The sequence below is a fragment of the Streptomyces sp. NPDC030798 genome, from assembly GCF_055572275.1.
The window spans coordinates 201420-224744 of record NZ_JBVIDR010000013.1 but is presented as its reverse complement, the minus strand read 5'-3'; the positions used below and the strand labels follow the sequence as shown (position 1 = coordinate 224744).

At 73.2% G+C, this 23325-nt stretch carries 18 protein-coding genes; 4 read left to right on the top strand and 14 right to left on the bottom strand.

The features are described from left to right. Positions 1-41: 41 nt before the first annotated feature. The 8 genes from ACZ404_RS28170 to rimP all read right to left on the bottom strand — a co-directional run bounded on the left by ACZ404_RS28170 (position 42) and on the right by rimP (position 11400). Entirely contained in the window at positions 42-4028 is a 3987-nt protein-coding gene (locus tag ACZ404_RS28170; RefSeq protein WP_468444591.1) for a serine protease, read from the bottom strand. Between the two features lie 302 nt (positions 4029-4330). Next, on the bottom strand, positions 4331-5236 hold the full coding sequence (truB, locus tag ACZ404_RS28165; RefSeq protein WP_468444589.1) for a tRNA pseudouridine(55) synthase TruB: 906 nt from the start codon (positions 5234-5236) through the stop codon (positions 4331-4333). Next, complete coding sequence (gene rbfA / locus ACZ404_RS28160) at positions 5233-5703, bottom strand: 30S ribosome-binding factor RbfA (protein ID WP_468444587.1); 471 nt, start codon at positions 5701-5703, stop codon at positions 5233-5235. Before rbfA ends, truB begins: the two co-directional genes overlap by 4 nt. A 51-nt stretch (positions 5704-5754) precedes the next feature. After that, positions 5755-6048: a DUF503 domain-containing protein gene (locus tag ACZ404_RS28155; protein ID WP_030216812.1), complete on the bottom strand. Its 294-nt coding sequence runs from the start codon at positions 6046-6048 to the stop codon at positions 5755-5757. 184 nt (positions 6049-6232) lie between these two features. Then, positions 6233-9295 (bottom strand): translation initiation factor IF-2, encoded by a 3063-nt coding sequence (gene infB / locus ACZ404_RS28150; RefSeq protein ID WP_468444585.1) that lies wholly within the window; start codon positions 9293-9295, stop codon positions 6233-6235. A gap of 148 nt (positions 9296-9443) precedes the next feature. Further along, on the bottom strand, positions 9444-9758 hold the full coding sequence (locus ACZ404_RS28145) for a YlxR family protein (protein WP_468444583.1): 315 nt from the start codon (positions 9756-9758) through the stop codon (positions 9444-9446). A 137-nt stretch (positions 9759-9895) separates the two neighbouring features. Next, complete coding sequence (gene nusA / locus ACZ404_RS28140; RefSeq protein ID WP_468444581.1) at positions 9896-10879, bottom strand: transcription termination factor NusA; 984 nt, start codon at positions 10877-10879, stop codon at positions 9896-9898. Between the two features lie 2 nt (positions 10880-10881). Next, positions 10882-11400, bottom strand: coding sequence for a ribosome maturation factor RimP (gene rimP, locus ACZ404_RS28135; RefSeq protein ID WP_468444579.1), 519 nt, complete (start codon positions 11398-11400; stop codon positions 10882-10884). A 211-nt stretch (positions 11401-11611) separates the two neighbouring features. On the opposite strand from rimP, the gene ACZ404_RS28130 reads away from it, so the two are divergent. From ACZ404_RS28130 to ACZ404_RS28120, 3 genes are all read left to right on the top strand, one after another. Next, a complete protein-coding gene (locus ACZ404_RS28130; RefSeq protein WP_468444577.1) occupies positions 11612-12184 on the top strand; it encodes a hypothetical protein in 573 nt (190 codons plus the stop codon). Further along, positions 12181-12696 (top strand): DUF4439 domain-containing protein, encoded by a 516-nt coding sequence (locus ACZ404_RS28125; protein WP_468444576.1) that lies wholly within the window; start codon positions 12181-12183, stop codon positions 12694-12696. The genes ACZ404_RS28130 and ACZ404_RS28125 overlap by 4 nt, the downstream gene beginning before the upstream one ends. Positions 12697-12774: 78 nt before the next feature. After that, a complete protein-coding gene (locus ACZ404_RS28120) occupies positions 12775-13674 on the top strand; it encodes an aminoglycoside phosphotransferase family protein (protein ID WP_468444574.1) in 900 nt (299 codons plus the stop codon). Positions 13675-13915: 241 nt separating this feature from the next. Here the strand turns inward: ACZ404_RS28120 and ACZ404_RS28115 are convergent, their stop codons facing one another. The 3 genes from ACZ404_RS28115 to ACZ404_RS28105 form a co-directional block, all read right to left on the bottom strand. Continuing rightward, the gene (locus tag ACZ404_RS28115; RefSeq protein ID WP_468444572.1) at positions 13916-15619 is read right to left on the bottom strand and encodes a proline--tRNA ligase; all 1704 of its coding nucleotides are present in this window, start codon (positions 15617-15619) and stop codon (positions 13916-13918) included. Between the two features lie 84 nt (positions 15620-15703). Continuing rightward, positions 15704-16237, bottom strand: coding sequence for a GNAT family N-acetyltransferase (locus ACZ404_RS28110; RefSeq protein ID WP_468444570.1), 534 nt, complete (start codon positions 16235-16237; stop codon positions 15704-15706). Between the two features lie 51 nt (positions 16238-16288). Beyond that, positions 16289-17137: a GNAT family N-acetyltransferase gene (locus tag ACZ404_RS28105; protein ID WP_468444655.1), complete on the bottom strand. Its 849-nt coding sequence runs from the start codon at positions 17135-17137 to the stop codon at positions 16289-16291. A 241-nt stretch (positions 17138-17378) separates the two neighbouring features. Here ACZ404_RS28105 and ACZ404_RS28100 point away from each other — a divergent pair, with 241 nt between their 5' ends. Continuing rightward, positions 17379-19223: a SpoIIE family protein phosphatase gene (locus ACZ404_RS28100; RefSeq protein ID WP_468444568.1), complete on the top strand. Its 1845-nt coding sequence runs from the start codon at positions 17379-17381 to the stop codon at positions 19221-19223. 91 nt (positions 19224-19314) lie between these two features. Here ACZ404_RS28100 and ispG read toward each other — a convergent pair whose 3' ends face one another. The 3 genes from ispG to dxr all read right to left on the bottom strand — a co-directional run bounded on the left by ispG (position 19315) and on the right by dxr (position 23214). Beyond that, complete coding sequence (gene ispG, locus ACZ404_RS28095; RefSeq protein ID WP_468444566.1) at positions 19315-20472, bottom strand: flavodoxin-dependent (E)-4-hydroxy-3-methylbut-2-enyl-diphosphate synthase; 1158 nt, start codon at positions 20470-20472, stop codon at positions 19315-19317. 169 nt (positions 20473-20641) lie between these two features. Then, complete coding sequence (locus tag ACZ404_RS28090) at positions 20642-21946, bottom strand: M50 family metallopeptidase (protein ID WP_468444564.1); 1305 nt, start codon at positions 21944-21946, stop codon at positions 20642-20644. Beyond that, positions 21943-23214 carry a 1-deoxy-D-xylulose-5-phosphate reductoisomerase gene (gene dxr / locus ACZ404_RS28085; RefSeq protein ID WP_468444562.1) on the bottom strand — a complete coding sequence of 424 codons (1272 nt, stop codon included), beginning with the start codon at positions 23212-23214 and terminating at the stop codon, positions 21943-21945. Before dxr ends, ACZ404_RS28090 begins: the two co-directional genes overlap by 4 nt. Positions 23215-23325 lie beyond the last annotated feature (111 nt).

The window sequence follows — 23325 nt, the reverse complement described above, 5'->3', positions numbered from 1 at the left end:
GGAGGCTGTGACCGGGCGCACGTCTCCTGGAGCCGGCCGGCTCAGGCGGGTACGCGGGCTCCCGCCAGATTCTCGATCATGCGGCGGGCGCTGGGGCCCACCACGGCCGCCCACTCCCCCGGGTTCTCGCTCAGCCAGCGGGACACCCGGGCGGCGAAGCCGGGCACGTGGCGGGCCAGGTCGACCAGGCCCCAGTCGAAGCGGGTGGCTCCCTCGGGAGTGCGGACGAGGAGGAGGCCGGTGCGGCGGACCAGGTCGTGGAGTTCCGCCTCCCGGTCTGCGGCGTCGGCTGCCGTCTTCTGTTCCGCCTCCGGGTCGTCTGCCTGCTGCGCCGCCGCGCGCAGGACCGCGTCGAGGACGGCCGGGTCCTGTTCGTGGGTGAGCAGGAAGTCCAGCAGTTCGCGGCGCAGGGGGCGGGACGCGGGGGCGCCGGGGGTCGCGAGGACCGTTGCCAGGGCCGCGCGGACCGGTTCCGGGCCGCCGTCGAGGAGGCCGGTGACGAGGGGGCGGAGTACGGAACGGGCGGCGGGGCCCTGGTCGAGGCGGCGGTCGACGTACGCGGCCACGTGACCGGCGGTGTCCGGCCGTAGCCCCACCGCCTCCCGTACGAGGGCGGCGATGCGGCAGGCGAGGGCCGGGCCGGTGACACCGGCGAGCGTGCGCAGCGCCTCGCCGGCGTCCGGGCCGCCGGCGAGGAGGCGGGCGCGGAAGGCGTCCAGGACCGGATCGGGGTGGGTGGTCAGCGCCGGGACGAGGGCCGCGGGCGGGAACCGCGGGTCGCCGGCGGAGAAGTGGCGCAGGGCCTCGGTGAGATACCGGTCCCGGGTCTGCGGGTCCCGGACGAGGAGGGCGAGGGCGCCGCCGTGCAGGGTGCAGTCTGCGGGGCGGGCGAGCAGGGCGAGGGCGGCGTAGCGCAGCAGCTCGCGGTCGGCCGCCGAGCGGACGTGGGGAGCGGCGCGCAGGCCGAACGCCACGGCGGCCACCCGGCGTGCGGGCCGCTCGTCGTGCGCCCAGCGGTCCACGGCCCGGCACACGGCCGACGGCTCGTCCTCGGCGAGCACGGCCAGCAGTTCGTCGGCCCTCGGGTGCGCGCTCTGCACGAGCACCTCGGTGAGATCGTCCAGCGCCCCGTGCCGATGCGTGTGCAGCAGCGCCTGCGCGGCGGTCGCCACGGTGGCGTCGGGGGTCGCGGGCAACGGCCGCTCGTCGTCGAACCACTGGACGAGCCGCGGCTGTACGACCCCGGGCTCGGCGGCGAGCAACCGCGCCACGGCGTCCAGATACCGCTCACCGCTCGCGGCCGTCACGGCGGGAGGGAGAGCGCGGACCGAGGCCGCGCCCGCATCGGCGGCAGGGCCGACCGAGGCCGCACCCCCACCAAGCCCGACGGAGTCGCCCGGGGCCGCACCCGCCCACGCACCAGAGCCGCCCCGGGCCGCACCCGCCCACGCACCAGAGCCGCCCCGGGCCGCACCCGCACCCCCACCAAGCCCGACGGAATCACCCGGGGTCACGCCCACGCCCGCAACGACGTCACCGGGGGCACCTGGGGCCGTGCCCTCGTCGCCCCGGGCAAACGGTGCTCCGGAAGTCCGGTCCGCGTCGTCGGCCGAGCCGGATCGGCACTGGTCCTCAGCGAATCCGTCCGCTGCCGCGGGTCCGGAGGAACCCGCGTCGCCCCAGGCCGCGCGCTCGCCCCGCGCCGTGCGTCCGGTGATCCCCCTGCGGTCTCCGGTCCCGGACGTCTCCTGGGGTGCGCCGTCCGCCAGGACCAGTTCCTGGAGCAGGGCGAAGCGGTCGGTCTGCGGGACCGGGAGGGACAGCCAGAAGGCGGGGCAGAGTTCGGCCGGTACGGGCCGCTGGTCGCGGCGCCAGGTGACGATGTGGGCGGCGAGGAGGCGCAGGACCTCGGTGTACGGCGTCGCGTCCGGGACCTCGAGAAGGGTCGCGGTGACGAGGTGGGCGGCCCACCAGGAGGTGGTGTCCAGGTCCAGGGCGTCCACCAACTCGCGCAGGCGCAGGGAGAGTTCGAGGGGGCCTTGCTGGCGGGCGAGGAGGAGCAGGGACTGGACGACCGGGCCCGCGCGGTGGTGCGGGACGGGGAGCGGCTCGGATTCCCGGGCGGTGCGGGGGCGGTGGACGAGGGCGTCCAGGGCCTCGTCCAGGTCGAGGTGCATGCCCTGGATCCAGTCGGCCAGTTCCTCGTGCGCGAAGCGGTAGCCGGAGCCCGCAGGGACCAGCAGGCCCTCGGCGAGGACGGCGGAGGCCCAGCCGGAACCGCCGCCGAGGCGGGCCGGGGCCGGACCCCAGGGGAACACCGCCTCGAAGGACTCCCGGTCCAGCTCCCCCTGCCCGGGGCCGAGGCTGCGCCGCGCGGCCTCGTGCACCTGTCCGGCCACGCGTGCCGCGAGCCGTCGTACGGCCGTACCGCGCAGCCCGTTCTCGGCGGCCAGGCGGACCGCGACGCGCAGGCACATCAGGTCGAGATGGGCGGCGAAGACCTCGTGCCGGTCGACGGGACCGGTGGGCGGGGCGTCGTCCTGGAGGGCGGTGCGGACCTCGCCGAGCAGGCGCAGGGTGAGCGGGTGCCGGGCGTCGCGGCCGGTGAGGGCGCCGTCGGGGATGCCGTGGGCGGCACGGGCCCGGCAAGCCTCCTCCGGGGTGAAGTCGTCCAGCCGTACGCAGGGCGCGGCGGCCCCGTCCTCCGGGGTGCGGAACCCGGCGCCGGCCCGCTCCCAGTACTCCTCCCGGCAGGCCACCACCAGCCGGGCCCCGGTCTCCCGCAGCCACTCCGCGGTTGCCCTGGTCCACTCGGGCAGCCGCTGGTCGAGCGCCGGCGGCATCTCCTCGGCACCGTCGAGCAGAAGCAGCAGCGGGCGGCCGGCCCGGTCGGCGAGGCGGGCCACGCGCTCGGGGGTGAGATCGCCGAGGTCGGCGGGGTGCACGGAGCGGGTGGCGGCGATGATGCGGGCGGCTCGGAGCAGCGTGCGCCGGGCGGCGTCGGCCACGGAGGCGTCGCCGTCCCGCAGGTCGGCGCCGCGCAGCCACAGGGTGGGGGCGGGCCGCTCGGCCCGGTGCCGGCGGGCGGCGAGGGCCGCGAGCTCGGTCGTACGGCCGCTGCCCGGAGCGCCGACGAGGCCGAGCGCCCTTCGGTGCCCTGCGGTGAAGGCGGTCAACTCCCGTACGGCCTGCGCGCGTTCGACCGGCTCCACGGGGCCGTCGGGCGGGCCGTCCTGGCCCACCGAGGTCGCGGTCAGCTCCAGGAGGCCGGCCAGGTTGAGGTCGGCGCCGTACGCGGGCACCGTGGCCGCGTTGCGGGCGAGCAGCTCGGCCAGCGGGCCCTTGGCCGGGCGCAGGGGCACCGCGAAGCCGGTGTCGCGCCGGTCGGTGTGCAGGGCGGTGCCGAGGACGCCGAGGACGGCGCCGGTGCGCGCGTCGAGCACCGGTCCCCCGGCGGCCCCGCCGCCGAGCCGGAGCGCGTCCTGGCCCGCCGTGCCGATGGCCAGCTCGAGGGCGTCCTCGATGAGGTGGAAGCGGTCGGTGGCGGTGTACGTCACCTGGGTGGCGGCCAGCACCCGCGCCTCGCGCCAGCAGCCGGCGGCGAGCCGGACGTAGCTGCCGGCCTCGATGCGGTCCCGGACGGTCAGCGGCAGCGGTGCCACGCCGAGGCCCTCGGTGCGGACCAGCGCCAGGTCGTGCGCGGGCAGCGGCGTCACGGCAGCGCCGTCGACCACGCACGTACGGTCCGGCGCGGCGTGCAGCACCAGCCGGGCGAGCCCGTCGACGGCCTCGTGGCTGGTGAGGAGCGTGCCGTCGTGATCGGCGAGGAAACCGACACCGCGCGGGCGTCCGGCCAGGTCGCGGATCTGGACGAGGGTCTCGGTGCGGGCGGCCGTGCGGGTGGCCGGCGGTTCCGTGGAAGCGGAGGCGGTGGCCCGGGGGCCGTGCAGTCCGGTCAGATCGCCGAAGACCGACCGGGTGCGGCCGAAGACGCTGGTGCGCGGTGCCTCGCCGCTCCGCTCCGCCATGGCCCTGCCTCCCCGCCCGTACACACGTGCCCTCGATTCGACGGTAGGGGCGTGATGATCAGCGGGACAGGGCGTGGGAGGAAAGCGCCCCCTTCCGCTCCCCCGGTTCACTCCGAGCGCCTGCCCGGTCGGGTGAATAGGCGGGGGCGGCTGGATACACCCTAGGGGTGGGGGAACCGAGGGGGGACCGTGGAGCGGCGGACAACGGCAGTACCCCGTGGCCGCCGCTCCACGGGCAGCGCCCTGAGGCAGTGCCTCGGGGCGGGGTGCCGTGCGGCGCGGTGCTCCTCGGGTCGGTGCGGTCAGCCGAAGACGGCCAGGCTCTTGGCCTTGCCCTTGTGGTGCTCGACCAGCGCGAGGAAGCGGCCCTCGGGGCCGAACACGGCGACGGGGCCGGCGCCCGCGTATCCGTCGGGCATCTCCAGCCGGACGCCGTTGAGCAGCAGCCGGGAGCGCCGGTCGTCCACCTCCCAGCGGGGGAACGCGGCGGCGGCCGCCTCGGCGACCGGCATCACCGTCAGCTCCTCCTGCAACTGGTCCAGCGTCTTGGCGGAGTCCAGCTTGTACGGCCCGACGCGCGTCCTGCGCAGCGCGGTGAGGTGGCCGCCGACGCCCAGGTCGGCGCCCAGGTCGCGGGCGAGGGCGCGGATGTAGGTGCCGGAGGAGCAGACCACCGAGACGATCAGGTCGAGCACGGCGGTGCCGTCCTCGGCGACGGCGTCCCGGACGTCGTAGACGGTGAAGGAGGACACGGTGACCGGCCGGGCCGGGATCTCGAAGTCCTCGCCGTCCCGCGCCCGCTTGTACGACCGCACACCATTGATCTTGATGGCGCTGACCTTGGACGGCACCTGCATGATGTCGCCGGTCAGCTTGGCGATGCCGGCGTCGATGGCGTCCCGGGTCACCTTGGCGGCGTCGGTGGAGGAGGTGATCTCCCCCTCGGCGTCGTCGGTGATCGTGTTCTGGCCCAGGCGGATGGTGCCCAGGTATTCCTTCTCGGTCAGGGCCAGGTGGCCGAGGAGTTTCGTGGCCCGCTCCACGCCGAGCACGAGGACCCCGGTCGCCATCGGGTCCAGGGTGCCGGCGTGGCCGACGCGGCGGGTGCGGGCGATGCCGCGCATCTTCGCGACCACGTCGTGCGAAGTGAAGCCCGACGGCTTGTCGACGATGACGAGGCCGTCGGGCGTGGTGTGCTTCTGCGTCATGCGGTGGCGTCGCCGTCCGTCTCGGTCGTCTCGTCCGCCTCGTCGTCGGCCGGCTTGCGGTACGGGTCGGCGCCGCCCGCGTACGTCGCCCCGGCGGAGGCCTCGCGGACCTGCGCGTCGGACTGCCGTGCCTTGTCGAGGAGGTCCTCGATGGTCCGGGCGGTGTCCGGGAGGGCGTCCGCGACGAAGGTGAGGGTCGGCGTGAACTTCACGCCGGCCGCGCGGCCGACCTCGGAGCGCAGGATGCCCTTGGCGCTCTCCAGGCCCGCTGCGGCGGCCTTCCGCTCCTCGTCGTCGCCGTAGACCGTGTAGAAGACGGTCGCCTCCCGCAGGTCACCCGTGACCCGGGTGTCCGTGATGGTGACGTGCGAGCCGAGCCGCGGGTCCTTGATCCCGCGCTGCAGCTTCTGGGCCACCACCTCCCGGATGAGGTCCGCCAGCCTTTTCGCCCGCGCGTTGTCGGCCACTGGTCCGTCTCCCGTTCTTGTCTCTTCTTGCGTTCTGTGGTCTGGTCGGCGTCAGTCGTCTTCGCCGTGGAAGCGGCGTCGGACCGACAGCAGCTCCACTTCGGGGCGGCCGGCGACCAGCCGTTCGCACCGGTCGAGTACGTCGGTGAGGTGCGCCGCGTCGCCGGAGACCATGGCGAGGCCGATGACGGCTCGCCGATGGAGGTCCATGTGGTCCACCTCCGCCGCGCTCACCGCGTACTTGCGCTGGAGTTCGGCGACGATCGGGCGGACGACGGAGCGCTTCTCCTTCAGCGAGTGGACATCGCCGAGGAGGAGGTCGAAGGACAGAGTCCCCACGTACATGTGTGTAGCCGGTTCACCCGCCGGTACGGGATCGATGGCCCCTTCAGCCGTGCGGCCGGGGTCATCAAGAACGGTACCGCGTACCTGCCGGAGGCTCGACAGGGTTTCCCGGCCCCGTGCACCGCCCGGGAACGGGGCGCCGGCCGGCGGAACGCATGTTCCGCCGGCCGGCGTCAGCCAGGGCTTACGCCCGCGGCTTCTCGCGCATCTCGTACGTCGCGATGACGTCGTCGACCTTGATGTCGTTGAAGTTGCCGAGGTTGATACCGCCCTCGAACCCTTCGCGGATCTCGGTGACGTCGTCCTTGAAGCGACGCAGGCCCTCGATGGTGAGGTTCTCCGCGACCACCTTGCCGTCGCGGATGAGGCGGGCCTTGGTGTTGCGGCGCACCTCGCCGGACCGGATGAGGACACCGGCGATGTTGCCCAGCTTGGACGACTTGAAGACCTCGCGGATCTCCGCCGTACCGAGCTCGACCTCCTCGAACTCCGGCTTGAGCATGCCCTTGAGGGCCGCCTCGATCTCCTCGATCGCCTGGTAGATGACCGAGTAGTACCGGACGTCCACACCCTCGCGCTCGGCCATCTGCGCCGCGCGGCCGGCCGCGCGGACGTTGAAGCCGATCACGATGGCGTCGGAACCCATCGCCAGGTCGATGTCGGACTCCGTGACCGCACCGACGCCGCGGTGCAGGACGCGGATGTCGACCTCTTCGCCGACGTCCAGCTGGAGCAGGGACGACTCGAGCGCCTCGACGGAACCAGAAGCGTCACCCTTGATGATGAGGTTGAGCTGCTGGACCTCGCCGGCCTTGAGCACCTTGTCCAGGTCCTCCAGCGAGACACGGCGCGTGCGCTTGGCGAACGCGGCGTTGCGCTCGCGGGCGGCGCGCTTCTCGGCGATCTGACGGGCCGTACGGTCCTCGTCGACCACCAGGAAGTTGTCGCCCGCACCCGGGACGTTGGTCAGGCCCAGGACCTGGACCGGCGTCGACGGGCCGGCCTCGGCGACGTTGTTGCCGTTGTCGTCGAGCATGGCGCGCACGCGGCCGTAGGCGTCGCCCACCACCATCGTGTCGCCGACCCGCAGGGTGCCGCGCTGGACGAGGACCGTCGCCACGGCACCGCGGCCGCGGTCGAGGCGGGACTCGATCGAGATGCCCTGCGCGTCCTGGGCCGGGTTGGCCCGCAGGTCGAGCGAGGCGTCCGCCGTGAGGATCACGGCCTCCAGCAGCGAGTCGATGTGCAGACCCTGCTTGGCGGAGATGTCGACGAACATCGTGTCGCCGCCGTACTCCTCGGCCACCAGGCCGTACTCGGTCAGCTGACCGCGCACCTTGGTCGGGTCGGCACCCTCGACGTCGATCTTGTTGACCGCGACGACGATCGGCACGTCGGCCGCCTTGGCGTGGTTGAGCGCCTCGACCGTCTGCGGCATGACGCCGTCGTTGGCCGCGACGACCAGGATCGCGATGTCGGTCGACTTCGCACCACGGGCACGCATGGCGGTGAACGCCTCGTGACCCGGGGTGTCGATGAAGGTGATCTTGCGCTCTTCGTCGTTGACCTCGGTCGACACCTGGTAGGCACCGATGTGCTGGGTGATGCCGCCAGCCTCGCCCGCGATGACGTTCGTCTTGCGGATCGCGTCGAGCAGGCGGGTCTTGCCGTGGTCGACGTGACCCATGACGGTGACCACCGGCGGACGGACGACCAGGTCCTCCTCGGAGCCCTCGTCCTCGCCGAACTCGATGTCGAAGGACTCGAGCAGCTCGCGGTCCTCCTCCTCGGGGCTGACGATCTGAACCGTGTAGTTCATCTCGCCGGCGAGGATCTCCAGCGTCTCGTCGGAGACGGACTGGGTCGCGGTGACCATCTCGCCGAGGTTCATCATGACCGCGACGAGGGACGCCGGGTTGGCGTTGATCTTCTCCGCGAAGTCGGTGAGCGACGCGCCGCGGGAGAGACGGATGGTCTCGCCGTTGCCGCGCGGCAGCATCACGCCGCCGACGCTCGGGGCCTGCATGGCCTCGTACTCCTGGCGCCTCTGCCGCTTCGACTTGCGGCCACGACGCGCGGGACCACCGGGACGGCCGAAGGCACCCTGCGTGCCACCGCGGCCACCGGGACCGCCGGGACGGCCGCCGAAGCCGGGACGGCCACCGCCGCCACCGCCGGGACCACCGGGACGGCCGGCGAAGCCGCCGCCACCGCCGCCGGGACCACCGGGACGGCCGGCGAAGCCGCCGCCGCCACCGCCGCCGGGACGACCGGCGAAGCCGCCACCCGGGCGACCGCCGCCGCCACCGGGACGACCGCCGCCACCGGGACCACGGCCACCGGGGCCACCGCCGCCGGGACGCGGGCCGGCAGCCGGACGCTGCGGCATCATGCCGGGGTTCGGACGCGGACCGGCCGGGCCGGGACGCGGGCCGCCCTGCGGGCGGGGCATGCCGGCCGGGCTCGGACGCGGACCGCCCGGAGCCTGCGGACGCGGACCGCCGCCCTGCTGGCCGGGGGCCTGCGGACGGGGACCGGCGCCGGGGCCACCGGGGCCGCCGGGACGCGGGCCGCCCTGCGGGCGCGGGGCCTGCGGGCGGGCCATGCCGGTGGAGCCACCGGAGGTGAAGGGGTTGTTGCCCGGGCGCGGACCGGCCGGACGGGCACCCGGACGCGGGGCCTGGCCACCGGGACGCGGACCGCCCTGGCCCGGACGGGCCGCCTGGCCCTGACCGGGACCGGCCGGACGGCCGCCGCCGGGCTTGGGAGCACCCGGACGGGCGCCGGGACGCGGACCCTGAGCGGCCGGAGCCTGCGGGGTCTGCGCGGCCGGGGCCGGCGGAGCGGTGAACTCCGGGGCGGCCGGGGCCGGACGCGGCGCGGGCTTGGGACCCGGCACCGGACGCGGGCCCGGGGCCGGCGCGGGCGCCGAGGGAGCCGACGGGGCGGGCTGCTGGGCCGCCGGAGTCGGAGGCTTGGGAGCCGGCGGCCGCGGGGCAGCCGGACGTGCCGCCTGCGCCGGAGAGGGCGCGCCGGGCTTGGGGGCGGCCTTGCGCGGGGCGGGCCGGCCTGCGGACTTGCCGTTGCCGCCGCCCTGGAAGGCGTCGGTCAGCTTGCGTACTACGGGCGCTTCGATGGTCGAAGACGCCGAACGGACGAATTCACCGAGTTCCTGGAGCTTGGCCATGACGACCTTGCTCTCGACACCGAACTCCTTGGCGAGTTCGTAGACCCGGACCTTAGCCACTTCGCTCCTTTGAGGTCCGGGTTGAAGCCGGACCGTCGCTAGTTCATGGGCGTACTCATCGCGTACTCATCGAGTGCTCATCGCAATCTCGACCTGCTTTCGACTCGCGAGGTACCAGGGCCGCACGGGGGCTTCCGCGCGGCACGTCTTACGGTGTTGCCTGCTCAGCAACGGTTGTCTGCTCGACAACTGTTGTCTGCTCGACGTATCGGCGCAACGCCTTTGTGTCGAGCGCTCCCGGGGCGCGCAGTGCCCGCGAGAACGCCCGGCGGCGTACCGCCTGGTCGAGACAGACCAGGGCGGGGTGCACATAGGCACCCCGGCCGGGCAGCGTACCGCGAGGATCGGGGACGCACGCGTCCTCGCTCCGCACGATCCGCAGCAGATCGTTCTTGGCCGCCCGCTCCCGGCATCCCACACAGGTGCGCTCAGGGCATGCTCGGGCGTGCGTCCGGCCAGACACGGTTAAGTCTACCTCCCCGCACCGACCTCACCCCTTCGGGGCAAAGATCGAACGACTGTTGTCGTAATTCAAGCGGCCTGCGGCCTGGATCTATTCCCCGGCCCGGTCGCCCGGTCACTCGGCGTGACCGGCGTCGGCTAGTCGGCCTGCTCGGTGTCCGGCCGGATGTCGATCCGCCAGCCGGTGAGCCGGGCGGCGAGGCGGGCGTTCTGGCCCTCCTTGCCGATGGCGAGCGACAACTGGTAGTCCGGCACGGTCACCCGGGCGGACCGGGCGGCCAGGTCCACGACCTCGACCTTGTTCACCCGGGCGGGTGACAGCGCGTTCGCCACCATCTCGGCCGGGTCGTCCGACCAGTCGACGATGTCGATCTTCTCGCCGTTCAGCTCGCCCATGACGTTGCGCACCCGGCCGCCCATGGGACCGATGCAGGCTCCCTTGGCGTTCAGGCCCGAACGGGTGGACCGCACGGCGATCTTGGTGCGGTGACCGGCCTCACGGGCGATCGCCGCGATCTCCACCGACCCGTCGGCGATCTCCGGCACCTCCAGGGCGAAGAGCTTCTTCACCAGGTTCGGGTGCGTGCGCGAGAGGGTGACGGAGGGGCCGCGGACGCCCTTGGCGACCCGGACGACGTACGACCGCAGCCGCATGCCGTGCGGGTAGGTCTCGCCCGGCACCTGCTCCTGCACCGGCAGGATGGCCTCGAGCTTGCCGATGTCGACGAGCACGTTCTTCGGGTCGCGACCCTGCTGGACCACACCGGTGACGATGTCGCCCTCGCGCCCGGCGTACTCGCCGAGCGTGGCGTCGTCCTCGGCGTCGCGCAGCCGCTGCAGGATGACCTGCTTGGCGGTGGTGGCGGCGATCCGGCCGAAGCCGGAGGGGGTGTCGTCGAACTCGCGGGGCTCCTGGCCCTCCTCGAGGTCCTCGGGGTCCTCCTTCGCCCACACGGTCACGTGCCCGGTCTCCCGGTTGAGTTCCACGCGCGCGTGGCGACGGCTTCCCTCGGTGCGGTGGTACGCGATGAGGAGGGCCGACTCGATCGCCTCGACCAGCAGGTCGAAGGAGATCTCCTTCTCCCGGACCAAGCCCCGCAGGGCGCTCATGTCGATGTCCACGGCTACGCCTCCTCCTCTTCCTTCATGTTCTTCGTGTCCGCCTTGTCCTTGCGGTTGAACTCGACCTGCACGCGCGCCCTGGCGATCTGGGGGAAGTCGAGTCTGCGGGTCGTGGCCCTGCGGCCCTTCACCCCGGGGACCTCGACGTCGATGCCGTCCTCGTCGACCTGCAGGATCCGGGCGACCAGGTCGCCGCCCTCGGTGAGTTGGAACCTCACCAGCCGGTCGGTGGCGCGCACGAAATGCCGGTGCTCGGTGAGGAGGCGCTCCGCGCCGGGGGTTCCGACCTCCAGGTCGTACGCGCCCTCGCCCATCGCGTTGGTCTCGTCGAGCTTCGCCGAGAGCGCGCGGCTCACATCGGCGATGGCATCCAGATCGGCTCCGGTGTCGGAGTCGACGACCACGCGCAGCACCCGCTTGCGTCCGACGGAGTCGACGGCGATCTCCTCGAGATCCAGCCCCTGGGAGGTGACGAGCGGTTCCAGCAGCTCTCGCAGCCTCTCGCTCTGGGTGGTGCTCATCCGGGTGACTCCTCGGCCGCGTGTGCTGTTGTGGGATGGGTCGCGTGTCTGGTCAAAGGGTATCCGGTCGCGGGGAGTGTTGCCGTCCACCTGTGTACGCGCGGTGCCGGTGAGTGGCGTCGGGACGGGGCGCGGGTACGGTGATCACGGGCTGCCCGCCTTTTCGTCCGCCCGCCCTTCCTGTCGTACGAGTTCCCCGAGGACGTCTGCAGTGCCGTACCCCCCGCCGCCGCGTACCCCCTCGGGGCCGCGCAGAAGATCCCTGCTCGCCTCCGCCGCCGGGTCCGCCCTGCTGGCGGGCTGCTCGGCCGGACCGGACTCCGCGAGCAGCGGCGGCAGCCCGTCGGTGACCGCGCGGGCACGCGCGCGTGCGGCCGAGGACAGCGCCAACCTGCTGGAGCGCTACGACACCGTGCTCGCCGCCCATCCGGCGCTGGCCGAGCGGCTGAAGCCGCTGCGGGCGCAGGTCGCGGCCCATGTGACGGCCTTCGGGGGGCGTTCGGCCACGGCGTCGCCGTCCGCGCCGGCGTCGGCCGCCCGCGGCGGGCCGTCCTCGTGGGCCACGGCGCCGCCGGCCGGGTCGGAACCGTCGAAGTCGGCTGCTGCCACGGGTCCCGCGGCCGAGAAGGACGCGCTCACCTCTCTCGCCGCGGCCGAGCGGGCCCTCGCCGACCGGCGGGCCAAGGCCCTGCTGGACGTGCCGGGCGAGCTGGCGCGGCTGATGGCCTCGGTGGCGGCGGCCGGGGCGGCGCACGCGTACCTGCTGACCGAGGGGGCCCGATGAGCACCCGGGGGCCCGGGAAGCCCGGGACGACGGGAGCGCCGGTGAAGGCCGAGCTGACCGCGCTGCAGGCGGCGCTGGCGGCGGAGCACGCGGCGGTGTACGGGTACGGCGTCGTCGGCGGGCGGATCGGTGGGCGGCGGCAGGCCGAGGCGCGGGCGGCCTACGACGCGCACCGGGCGCGGCGGGACGCGCTGGCGCGGGAGGTGCGCGATCTGGGCGGCGAGCCGGTCGCCGCGAGCGCCGCCTACGCGCTGCCGTTCCCGGTGCCGGACGCGACCGCCGCGGTACGGCTGGCCGCCCGGCTCGAGGAGCGGGTGGCCGGGGTGTACTCGGACCTGGTGCGCGCGGCGACCGGCGCGCGGCGCGCCGCGGCCGCGGCGGCGCTGCGCGAGGCGGCGGTCCGGGCGGTGCGCTGGAGCGGGGAGAGCGTAGCCTTCCCTGGGCTCGCCGAGCGGGCCGGCGACGAAGCGGGCGCGGCCGGACCGGACACCTCGGCGACTCCGACGACGTGACCGCGCGGTGGGCCGCACGGTGGGCCCGCGACGAGAAGACGGCACGTCCAGGGCCGGGAAGAAGGGAACGACTCGCGCATGGCTTTCGAACCGCCCCAGCGACTGGTGCGGGCGCTCGGTGAGACGGCGCCGGCCGGTGACGACTGGCTGGCGCGGCTGCCCTTGGCGGCCGAACGTGCGGTGGCCCGGCGCGAGTTGACGGTGGAGCGGGTCCAGGTGCCGGGCGGCCGCAGCAGCCTGGTGGTGCTGGTCCGGCGGGCCGACGGCACCCCGGCGGTGCTGAAACTGGCCCCGCCCCGGGCCCGGCCCGAGAGCGAACGGGCGGCACTGGCGCACTGGGGCGGCCTGGGCGCCGTACAGCTCCTGGAGGCCGACGCGGAGGAGGGTGTGCTGCTGCTGGAGCGGCTGCATCCCGATGTGTCGGTGCGCTCGCTGCCCGAGGCGAAGGCACTGCTGGAGGCGGCGGGGACGCTGCGCCGGCTGTGGGTCGAGCCGCCCTCCGGGCATCCCTTCGAGACGGTGGCCGAGCGGACCGGGCGGCAGGCGGAGGCGATGCGGGCGGGCGCGCGGACCGCGCCCGAGACGGCACCCCTGGTGAACGCGGCGCTGGCGGCCCGCGAGGAGCTGCTGGCCGCGCCGCCCGAGCACCGGCTGCTGCACGGCACGTTCCGGCAGAGCAAGGTGCTGGCCGGGGAGCGGACGCCGTGGCTCGCGGTGGGTCCGGATCCGGTGGCCGGCGAGTGCGCGTTCGACCTGGCGCGGCTCGTCCGGGACCGGGTCGAGGACCTGATCGCGGCGCCGTCCGGGGCGGCGGTCACCCGGCGCCGGATCAAGCGGCTGGCCGACTCGCTGGACGTGAACCTGGAGCGGCTGCGCGGCTGGACGCTGTTCCGGGCGGTGGAGTCGGGCGTGCGGGCCCTGCGCGTGGGACGGGACAAGGATGCGGAACTGCTGCTGGAGTTCGCCGGGTGGCTGTGAGCGCGTGATCGCCGAACGGGCCGGGCGGCCGTCGACACGATCCCGGGCATGACCGCGGACGAGCGAACAGAACAGGCCTTGCACCGCTACGAGCGCGCCGTCTTCGGGGGCGACAGCGGCGCGCTGGAGCCCGCGCACGAAGGACGGCACTGCCCGAGGGGTGTGGTGTCACACCCCTCGGGGAACGGTCGGTGCCCCGCCGGAGGCCGAACGGCCGGAGTGCCGGCGAGGCGGAGAGCTGTCAGGCCGTCAGGCGGGCGATCGCTTCCTCGACCGTCAGCTCCTCGCGCCGGCCCGTCCTGCGGTCCTTCAGCTCCAGCACGCCCTCGCCGGAGCGGCGGCCGGCCACCAGGATCTGCGGGACGCCGATCAGCTCGGCGTCGGTGAACTTCACGCCCGGGGAGACGCCCGCCCGGTCGTCGACCAGGACGCGGACACCGGCCGCCGCCAGCTTCTCGGAGACGTCGAGCGCCACCTCGGTCTGCAGCGCCTTGCCGGCGGCGACGACGTGCACGTCGGCCGGGGCGACCTCCTTGGGCCAGCACAGGCCCTGCTCGTCGGCGCTCTGCTCGGCGAGGGCCGCGACCGCGCGGGAGACGCCGATGCCGTAGGAGCCCATGGTGACGCGGACCGGCTTGCCGTTCTGGCCGAGGACGTCGAGCTTGAGGGCGTCGGCGTACTTGCGGCCGAGCTGGAAGATGTGGCCGATCTCGATGGCACGGTCCAGCTTCAGGCCGGTGCCGCACTTCGGGCAGGGGTCGCCCTCCTGCACCACCACGACGTCCACGTACTCGTCGACCTCGAAGTCACGGCCCGCGACGACGTTCTTGGCGTGCGTGTGCTCCTTGTTGGCGCCGGTGATCCACGCGGTGCCGGGGGCCACGCGCGGGTCGGCGATGTACTTCACCTTCTCGCCCAGGCCCTGCGGGCCGACGTAGCCGCGGACCAGGTCGGGGCGGCCGACGAAGTCCTCGGCGGTGACCAGTTCGACGGCGGCCGGGGCGAAGTGCGCCTCGACCTTGCCCAGGTCGACCTCGCGGTCGCCGGGCACGCCGACGGCGACGATCTCACCGTCCACCTTGACCAGCAGGTTCTTCAGCGTGGCGGAGGCCGGGACGCCGAGGGAGGCGGCCAGGGTCTCGATGGTCGGGGTGTCCGGGGTGGGGATCTCCTCGAGGGCGGGGACACCGGAGCCGTCGACGGGCTCGAGCTCGTAGGTGATCGCCTCGGTGTTGGCGGCGAAGTCGCAGTTCGGGCAGTCCGCGAAGACGTCCTCGCCGGCCTCGGCCGGGGCCAGGAACTCCTCGGACTTGGAGCCGCCCATGGCACCGGCGGTGGCCGCGCAGATGCGGTAGTCGAGGCCGAGGCGCTCGAAGACGCGCTGGTAGGCCTGGCGGTGCAGGGCGTAGGACCGCCCGAGGCCGTCGTCGTCCAGGTCGAAGGAGTAGGAGTCCTTCATCAGGAACTCGCGGCCGCGCAGGATGCCGGCCCGGGGGCGGGCCTCGTCACGGAACTTGGTCTGGATCTGGTAGAGGATCACCGGCAGGTCCTTGTAGGACGTGCACTGGTCCTTGACCAGCAGGGTGAAGATCTCCTCGTGGGTGGGGCCGAGGAGGTAGTCGCCGCCCTTGCGGTCCTTCAGCCGGAACAGCTCCTGGCCGTACTCGTCCCAGCGGCCGGTGGCCTCGTAGGGCTCGCGGGGCAGCAGGGCGGGCAGCGAGACCTCCTGGGCGCCGATGGCGTCCATCTCCTCGCGGACGATCCGCTCCACGTTGGCGAGGACCTTCTTGCCGAGGGGCAGCCAGGACCAGATGCCGGCGGCGGTGCGGCGGACGTAGCCCGCGCGGACGAGCAGCTTGTGGCTGAGGACCTCGGCGTCCGCCGGGTCGTCGCGCAGCGTCTTCACCATCAACTGGGACATGCGCTGGACCGGTGCGTTCGCCATGGCTCGTACTCCTGCCGGGATTAGGTGATGGCATGGAGGTTAGCCGGGCAGGCTGCGGGGGCGGAAATCGGTTATGCCGCTCGCCTACGTGCGGCGCAGCGGAAGGGGGGCGCCCATGACGGCGTACGGCCGCGGGGCGCTCGGGAAGTGGACCTGGCGGGCGAGGTCGACATAGCCGAGGGAGTGGTAGAGGCCGCGGGCGGGGCTGTCGGTGTCGATCGCGGAGAGGATCGAGCGGGGTTCGGCGGCGCCGTCGGTGATGCCGGTGATCAGGGCGCGGCCGATGCCCCGGTTCTGGTGGTCGGGGTGGACGTGCAGCTCGGTGATGACGAAGGAGTCGTCGAGCCAGAAGGCGTTGCCGTTGGCACGCAGATAGGGCTCGACGACGGTCGACCACCAGTGGGTACGGCTGTTGGGCATGCCGTAGACGAAGCCGGCGAGCCGGCCGTCGGAGGTGAGCGCGCCCAGGGCGCGGGCGCCGGGGTACTGCATGTGGCGCTGGACGATCTGCCTGCGTACGGCGACCTCTTCGGGGCCGAGTCCGAAGGCGACGGCTTGGACGGCGAGGGCCTCGTCGACGTGGGCCGACAAGTCCAGGGGGCCGATCACGAGGTCCATGCGGGGAGCGTACAGCCGATCACCCGATCCGTGCGGGGAGAGTGCGGGGCCTCAGAAGAGGATGCTCATGAAGGCGCCCACCTCGTGGAACCCCACCCTCTGGTACGTCCTGCGCGCCGCCGTGTTGAAGTCGTTGACGTACAGGCTGACCACCGGCGCCACGTCGGCCAGGGCGTAGCGCAGCACCGCCGCCATGCCGGGTGCCGCCAGGCCCCTGCCCCGGTACTCGGGGGCCACCCACACGCCCTGGATCTGGCAGGCCTGGCTGGTGGCCGCGCCGATCTCCGCCTTGAAGACGACCTTGCCCCGGTCGTCGAGGCGGGCGAAGGAGCGGCCGGAGCCGACGAGTTCGGCGACCCGGGCCTGGTAGAGCAGCCCGCCGTCGCCCGCCAGCGGCGAGACGCCCACCTCCTCGGTGAACATCGCCACGCACGCCGGCATGATCGTCTCCATCTCGTCCTTGCGGATGCGGCGGACGTAAGGATCCGGGGCGATGTCGGCGGGCATGCGGTCGGTGACCATGAGGGGCTGGTGGGCGCGGACCTCGCGGGCCGGTCCCCAGTGGGGTTCGAGCAGCCGCCACAGCTCGGCGGTCGGCCCGGCGGGCCCGACGACGGAGGAGCAGCGGCGGCCGGCCCTTCGCGCCCGGTCCGCGAAGGCCCGTACGGCGCGCGGGGTGGCGCAGATCGGCACGAGATTGGCGCCCGCGTAGCACAGGGAGGTGAGCATGCCGTCCTCGTACCAGCCCCACATCTCGCCGCCGAGCCGCCACGGGTCGAGGCCGGCCACCTGGACGCGGGAGGTCACGAAGGCGTTCGCGACCGGCTCGCGGTCGAGGACGGCGAGCGCGGCGTCAAGGTCGCTCGGTTCGAGCACCCGTGAGGTGGTCTGGGTCAACACTGCGGGGGGCCTCACGCTGGGGTTCTGCTGATCTCCGCACTGTACCCGCGGAATCCGGGCGGCGCCGCCCCCGGTGCGGGGCCGCGAAGGGGACGCGGACGGAGCGCCGTGCGGACGAGCGGCGCCCCGCTGAAGGTAAAAATGTCATGAAAGCTATTTTTTCGGGCTCCGTCGGGAAACCGGTGGGTGCGAGACCGGCACACCGGGCGGCCGTCCGGTACGACGACGAGGGCGTGAGGCCATGAGTGGGTCGGGCGCGAACCGGGAGCCCAGGTTCCCGGACGCCGTCCTGCACGACCTGGGCACCGGGGTCCTCACCATCGACCTCGCCGGCCGCATCACCTACGTCAACCCGTGGGCCGAGGAGGTACTGGGCCGGGCGGCCGAGGACATGATCGGCCAGGACTCGCACGACCTGCTGCACCGCCGCCCCGACGGCCGCCCGGTGCCGCGCGAGGGGTGCATGATGCGGGCCCCGCTGCGCGACAACCGGTCCGTGGAGCAGGGCAGCGAGGAGTATTTCCTGCGCGCCGACGGCACCACCGTGCCGATCATCTGGTCGACCACTCCGCTGCGCATGGAGGGTCGCCCGGCCGGGGTGGTGATCGTCTTCAGCGATTTCAGCCTGCACCGGGAGGCCGAGCAGCGGACGGCGGCCCGCACGGCCGAGCTGGAGGCGATGACGAACCGGCTGAACCTGGTGGCGGACGTCTCGTCGGTGCTGATGTCGGCGCTGAACCCCCTCAGCCAGCTCCGCCGACTGCTGCGGATGCTGGTCCCGGAGCTGGGCGACTGGGCCGCGGTGGCCCTGTGCTCGGACCGGACCGGGGCACTGGAGCGGATCGCCGTGCGCTGTCCCGCGCATCCGCACCGGGCGCGCCGGCTGCAGGGGCCGCTGCCGCCGCTGCCGTCCCGGGTGCGCCCGGCGGTGGCGAAGGCCATGGGCGGTGACAAGCCGGTGCTGCTGACCGCCGAGGCGCTGCGCGACCCCGACGCCCCGCTCGCCGCGACCCACGGCATGCTCTTCGAGCGGCTCGGCGGGCATTCGGCCGTGGTGGCGCCGCTGGGGGCGCGCCGGCACCACTACGGGATGCTGACCGTGGGGCGCACCGTGGACTCCCCCGCGTTCACCGACGCCGAGATCCGGCTGCTGTCCGACATCGGCCGGCGGGTGGCGCTGGTGCTGGACAACGCCCGGCTCTACGAGGAGCAGCGCAACGTCGCCGCGACCATGCAGCGCCAGCTGCTGGCCCCGCTGCCGCAGGTGGACCATCTGCGGATGGCGGCCCGCTATCTGCCCGCGCAGAGCGCGATGGAGATCGGCGGCGACTGGTACGACGCCTTCCTGCTCGGCGACGGGACCATGGCCCTGGTGATCGGGGACGTGGTGGGCCACGACCTGAAGGCCGCCGCGCACATGGCCGAGGTGCGCAACATGCTGCGCGGGCTGGCCTGGGTGCACCGGGAGCCGCCGAGTGTGATCATGCGCCGGCTGGACGAGGCGGTGACGCACACCAGCGACGCGCCGATGGCGACGGTCCTCTTCGCCCGGGTCGAGGGCCCCGAGGGCGGGCCCTGGCGGCTGCACTGGGTGAACGCCGGGCATCCGCCGCCGCTGCTGGTGACGAGCGACGGGGACGCCCGGTTCCTGACCGGCGGGCACGGTCCGCTGATCGGCATGAGCGCCACCCTGCACCTGGGTCTGAGCTGGCCGGACGCGTACGAGGAGCTGCCTGCCGAGAGCACCCTGCTGCTCTACACCGACGGTCTCGTGGAGAGCCGGGACCGGCCGATCGACGTGGGCATGGCCAAGCTGCGCCACCATGCGGAGGTGCTGGCACGCCGGCCGGGCGACACGACGGTGGACGACTACTGCGACGAACTGCTCAAGCGCATCGAGCCGAGCGGTGACGACGTGGCGCTGCTGGCGCTGCGCCTGCCGGAGTCCGGTCAGGGTGCCCCCGGCGACCACAGCCCGCCACCGCCACCGCAGGCCCCCTACAGCCCGGCGGCCCCGGACCGCGCCGCCCCCGGCTCGGTCCAGGAGGACGCACCGGTGGAGGACCCGACGCATCGGGAGGCGTGAGCCGGGAGTCGGGAGACGAGCCTGGGCTCCGACGCCCGAGCCCGGTGGTGCTCCGCCCGCGGCCCTCGGCCGCGGGCTCGAAACCGACGGCTCAGCCCGCGACCGACACGGTGGGCTCGCCGGAGGCGGTGCCCTCGGCCTCCATCTGGGCGGCGAGCTTCATGGCCTCCTCGATGAGGGTCTCCACGATCTTCGACTCGGGGACGGTCTTGATGACCTCGCCCTTGACGAAGATCTGGCCCTTGCCGTTGCCGGAGGCGACGCCGAGGTCCGCCTCGCGGGCCTCGCCGGGGCCGTTGACGACACAACCCATGACGGCGACCCGCAGCGGGACCTCCATGCCGGTCAGGCCCGCGGTGACCTCCTCGGCGAGCTTGTAGACGTCGACCTGGGCGCGGCCGCAGGACGGGCAGGAGACGATCTCCAGGCCACGCTGGCGCAGACCCAGCGACTGCAGGATCTGCAGCCCGACCTTGACCTCCTCGACGGGCGGCGCGGAGAGGGAGACGCGGATGGTGTCGCCGATGCCCTGGGAGAGCAGGGCGCCGAAGGCGACGGCGGACTTGATGGTGCCCTGGAACGCCGGCCCGGCCTCGGTGACACCGAGGTGGAGCGGGTAGTCGCACTGCTCGGCGAGCTGACGGTAGGCCTCGATCATGACGACCGGGTCGTTGTGCTTGACGGAGATCTTGATGTCCCGGAAGTCGTGCTCCTCGAAGAGCGACGCCTCCCACAGCGCCGACTCGACCAGGGCCTCCGGGGTGGCCTTGCCGTACTTCTGCAGCAGTCGCCTGTCCAGGGAGCCCGCGTTGACGCCGATGCGGATCGGGGTGCCGTGGTCCTTGGCGGCGCGCGCGATCTCCTTCACCTTGTCGTCGAACTGCTTGATGTTGCCGGGGTTGACGCGGACGGCGGCGCAGCCGGCCTCGATGGCGGCGAAGACGTACTTGGGCTGGAAGTGGATGTCGGCGATGACCGGGATCTGGGACTTCTTCGCGATGGTCGCCAGCGCGTCGGCGTCGTCCTGGGTCGGGCAGGCGACCCGGACGATCTGGCAGCCGGACGCGGTCAGTTCGGCGATCTGCTGGAGGGTGGAGCCGATGTCGGACGTACGGGTCGTGGTCATCGACTGCACCGACACGGGCGCGTCCCCGCCGACCGCCACGGACCCGACCTGGATCTGCCGGCTCTTCCGGCGCTCGGCGAGCTTGGTCGGAACGGACGGCATGCCGAGAGAAATCGCAGTCATCTGCTGTGCAACCCCAAGTCGTGGATCAAGGTCCGGCCCCATGAACGGCGGGCTCCAGGCTTCGAGATTACGGCACGGGTCCCGGCGCGGGCACATCCCACCCGGCAAACCCACCCGATGGAAGGCGGCCCGGAACAGGGTGTCCCGGGCCGCCGTGAACGCGGGGTGGCTAGGAGATTTTCACCGGGTTGACCACGTCCGCGATCAGGACGAGAACGGTGAAGCAGACGAAGATTCCCGCCACCACGTACGCCACCGGCATCAGCTTGGCCACGTCGAACGGACCGGGGTCCGGGCGGCGCATGACACGGGCCACGGCGCGGCGCAGCGACTCCCAGAGGGCGCCCGCGATGTGACCGCCGTCGAGGGGCAGCAGCGGGAGCATGTTGAACAGGAACAGGGAGAGGTTGAAGCCGGCCAGGACGAAGACGAACATGGCCAGCTGCTGCGAGGCGGGGATGTCCAGGGTGGCGATCTCGCCGGTGACCCGGGCCGCGCCGACGATGCCCATCGGGGAGTCCGGCTCGCGCGGGCCGTTGCCGAAGGCAGCGTCCCACAGGGCCGGGATCTTGCCGGGCAGGGCGACGAGGGAGTCGACGGCGTCGCCGACCCGGTCGGACATCCAGGTCACCGACTCGCCGAAGTCCTGCCGTTCGACGCCGGTCGCGGCACTGAAGCCGAGGAAGCCGGCCTTGACGTACTTGCCCTCGACGTAGTTGTCGCTCGAGTCCTTCTTGGCGACCTGGTTGGTGGCGATCGTGGCGTGCAGGGTGAGCTGCCGGCCGCCGCGCTCGACCACGATCGGGACGTTCTTGCCCGCGCTGTCGCGGATGAGGTCGGACAGCGTGTTCCAGTCCTTGGTCGGCCTGCCGTCGAAGGAGACGATCTTGTCGCCGTTCTTGATGCCGGCGGCCGCGGCCGGGGACGCGGGGTCGGACTTCTTGCAGCTGTCGCGGTGCTCGCTCTGCGCGATGACGCAGGGCGACACCGAGGCGACCGTGGTGGTCTGCTGCTGGATGCCGAAGCCCATCAGCACGGTCAGGAACAGGGCGATCGCGAGCACCAGGTTCATGAAGGGGCCCGCGAACATGACGATGACCCGCTTCCACGGCTTGCGCGTGTAGAACATGCGCGTCTCGTCGCCGGGCTTGAGCTCCTCGAAGGCGGCCGAGCGGGCGTCCTCGATCATGCCGCGCCACGGGGAGGTGGAGCGGGCGGAGACCCGGCCGGCCTCGTCGGGCGGGAACATGCCGATCATGCGGATGTAGCCGCCGAGCGGGACGGCCTTGATGCCGTACTCGGTCTCGCCCTTGTGCCGCGACCAGATGGTCGGGCCGAAGCCGACCATGTACTGCGGGACGCGGATGCCGAAGAGCTTGGCCGTGGACAGGTGCCCCAGCTCGTGCCACGCGATCGAGACGAGCAGGCCGACCACGAAGACCACTATGCCGAGGATGAACATCAAGGTCGTCATGCACGCGCCTCCGCGGTCGCCGTCGTGGCTGTCAGTTCCCGGGCCCGGGCCCGCGCCCAGGTCTCCGCTTCGAGGACGTCCGACACGGTGAGTGAAGTTCCCGTGACGGGGGTGCCGTGCTCCTCCACCACCCGGGTGACGGTCTCCATGATGCCGTTGAAGGGCAGTGCGCCGCTGCGGAAGGCCTCGACGCACTCCTCGTTGGCCGCATTGAACACCGCCGGGGCGGTGCCCGCGAGCTGCCCCACGTGCCGGGCGAGGTTCACCGAGGGGAAGGCCTCGTTGTCCAGTGGGAAGAACTCCCAGGTGGAAGCCTTGCTCCAGTCGAAAGCGGGCGCCGCGTCCGGAACCCGTTCGGGCCAACCCAGACCGATGGCGATGGGCCCGCGCATGTCGGGGGGCGTCGCCTGGGCGATCGTGGATCCGTCGGTGAACTCAACCATCGAGTGAACATACGACTGGGGATGCACGACCACCTCAATGCGGTCGAAGGGAATGTCGTACAGCAGGTGTGCCTCGATGACTTCCAGGCCCTTGTTGACGAGGGTCGCCGAGTTGATCGTGATGACCGGTCCCATGGCCCAGGTGGGGTGGGCGAGGGCGTCCTCGACGGTGACGTTCGCCAGCTCCTGCTTCGTACGGCCGCGGAACGGGCCGCCGGAGGCGGTCACCACCAGCTTGCGCACGTCCGCGCGGGTGCCCGAGGCGAGGGCCTGGAAGAGGGCGGCGTGCTCGGAGTCGACCGGGATGATCTGGCCGGGCTTGGCGAGCGCCTTCACCAGCGGGCCGCCGACGATCAGCGACTCCTTGTTGGCGAGCGCGAGGGTGCGGCCCGCCTCCAGGGCGGCGAGGGTCGGGGCGAGGCCGATGGAGCCGGTGATGCCGTTGAGCACCGTGTGACAGTCGGAGGCGGCGAGCCGGGTGGCCGCGTCCGGTCCGGCGAGGATCTCGGGGAGCGGCTGCCCGGCGCCGTAGCGCTCGGCCAGTGCCTCGCGCAGGGCCGGTACGGCGTCCTCGCGGGCGACCGCCACGGTCGGGACCCGCAGCCGGTGCGCCTGCTCGGCGAGCAGGGCCGGGCGGCCGCCGTTCGCGGAGAGGGCGGTGACCCGGAAGCGGCCGGGGTGGCGCAGCACCAGGTCGATGGCCTGGGTTCCGATGGACCCGGTGGAGCCGAGGATCACCACGTCCTTGGGGCCGTCGCCCGCGAGGGGGTCGTACACGAGGTGCGGGTCGGCGAGGGGTACGGGGCTGGCGGGACTGTCGGTCATCCCCCCATTGTCGCGTGCGACGGCCATGCTCCGAACAGCGCGTCCCCCTACGCCCCCGAGGGGCGGTGGCATCCTCGCCGGGCTCCGGGAGCGGCCGGCGCGTGTCCGCGC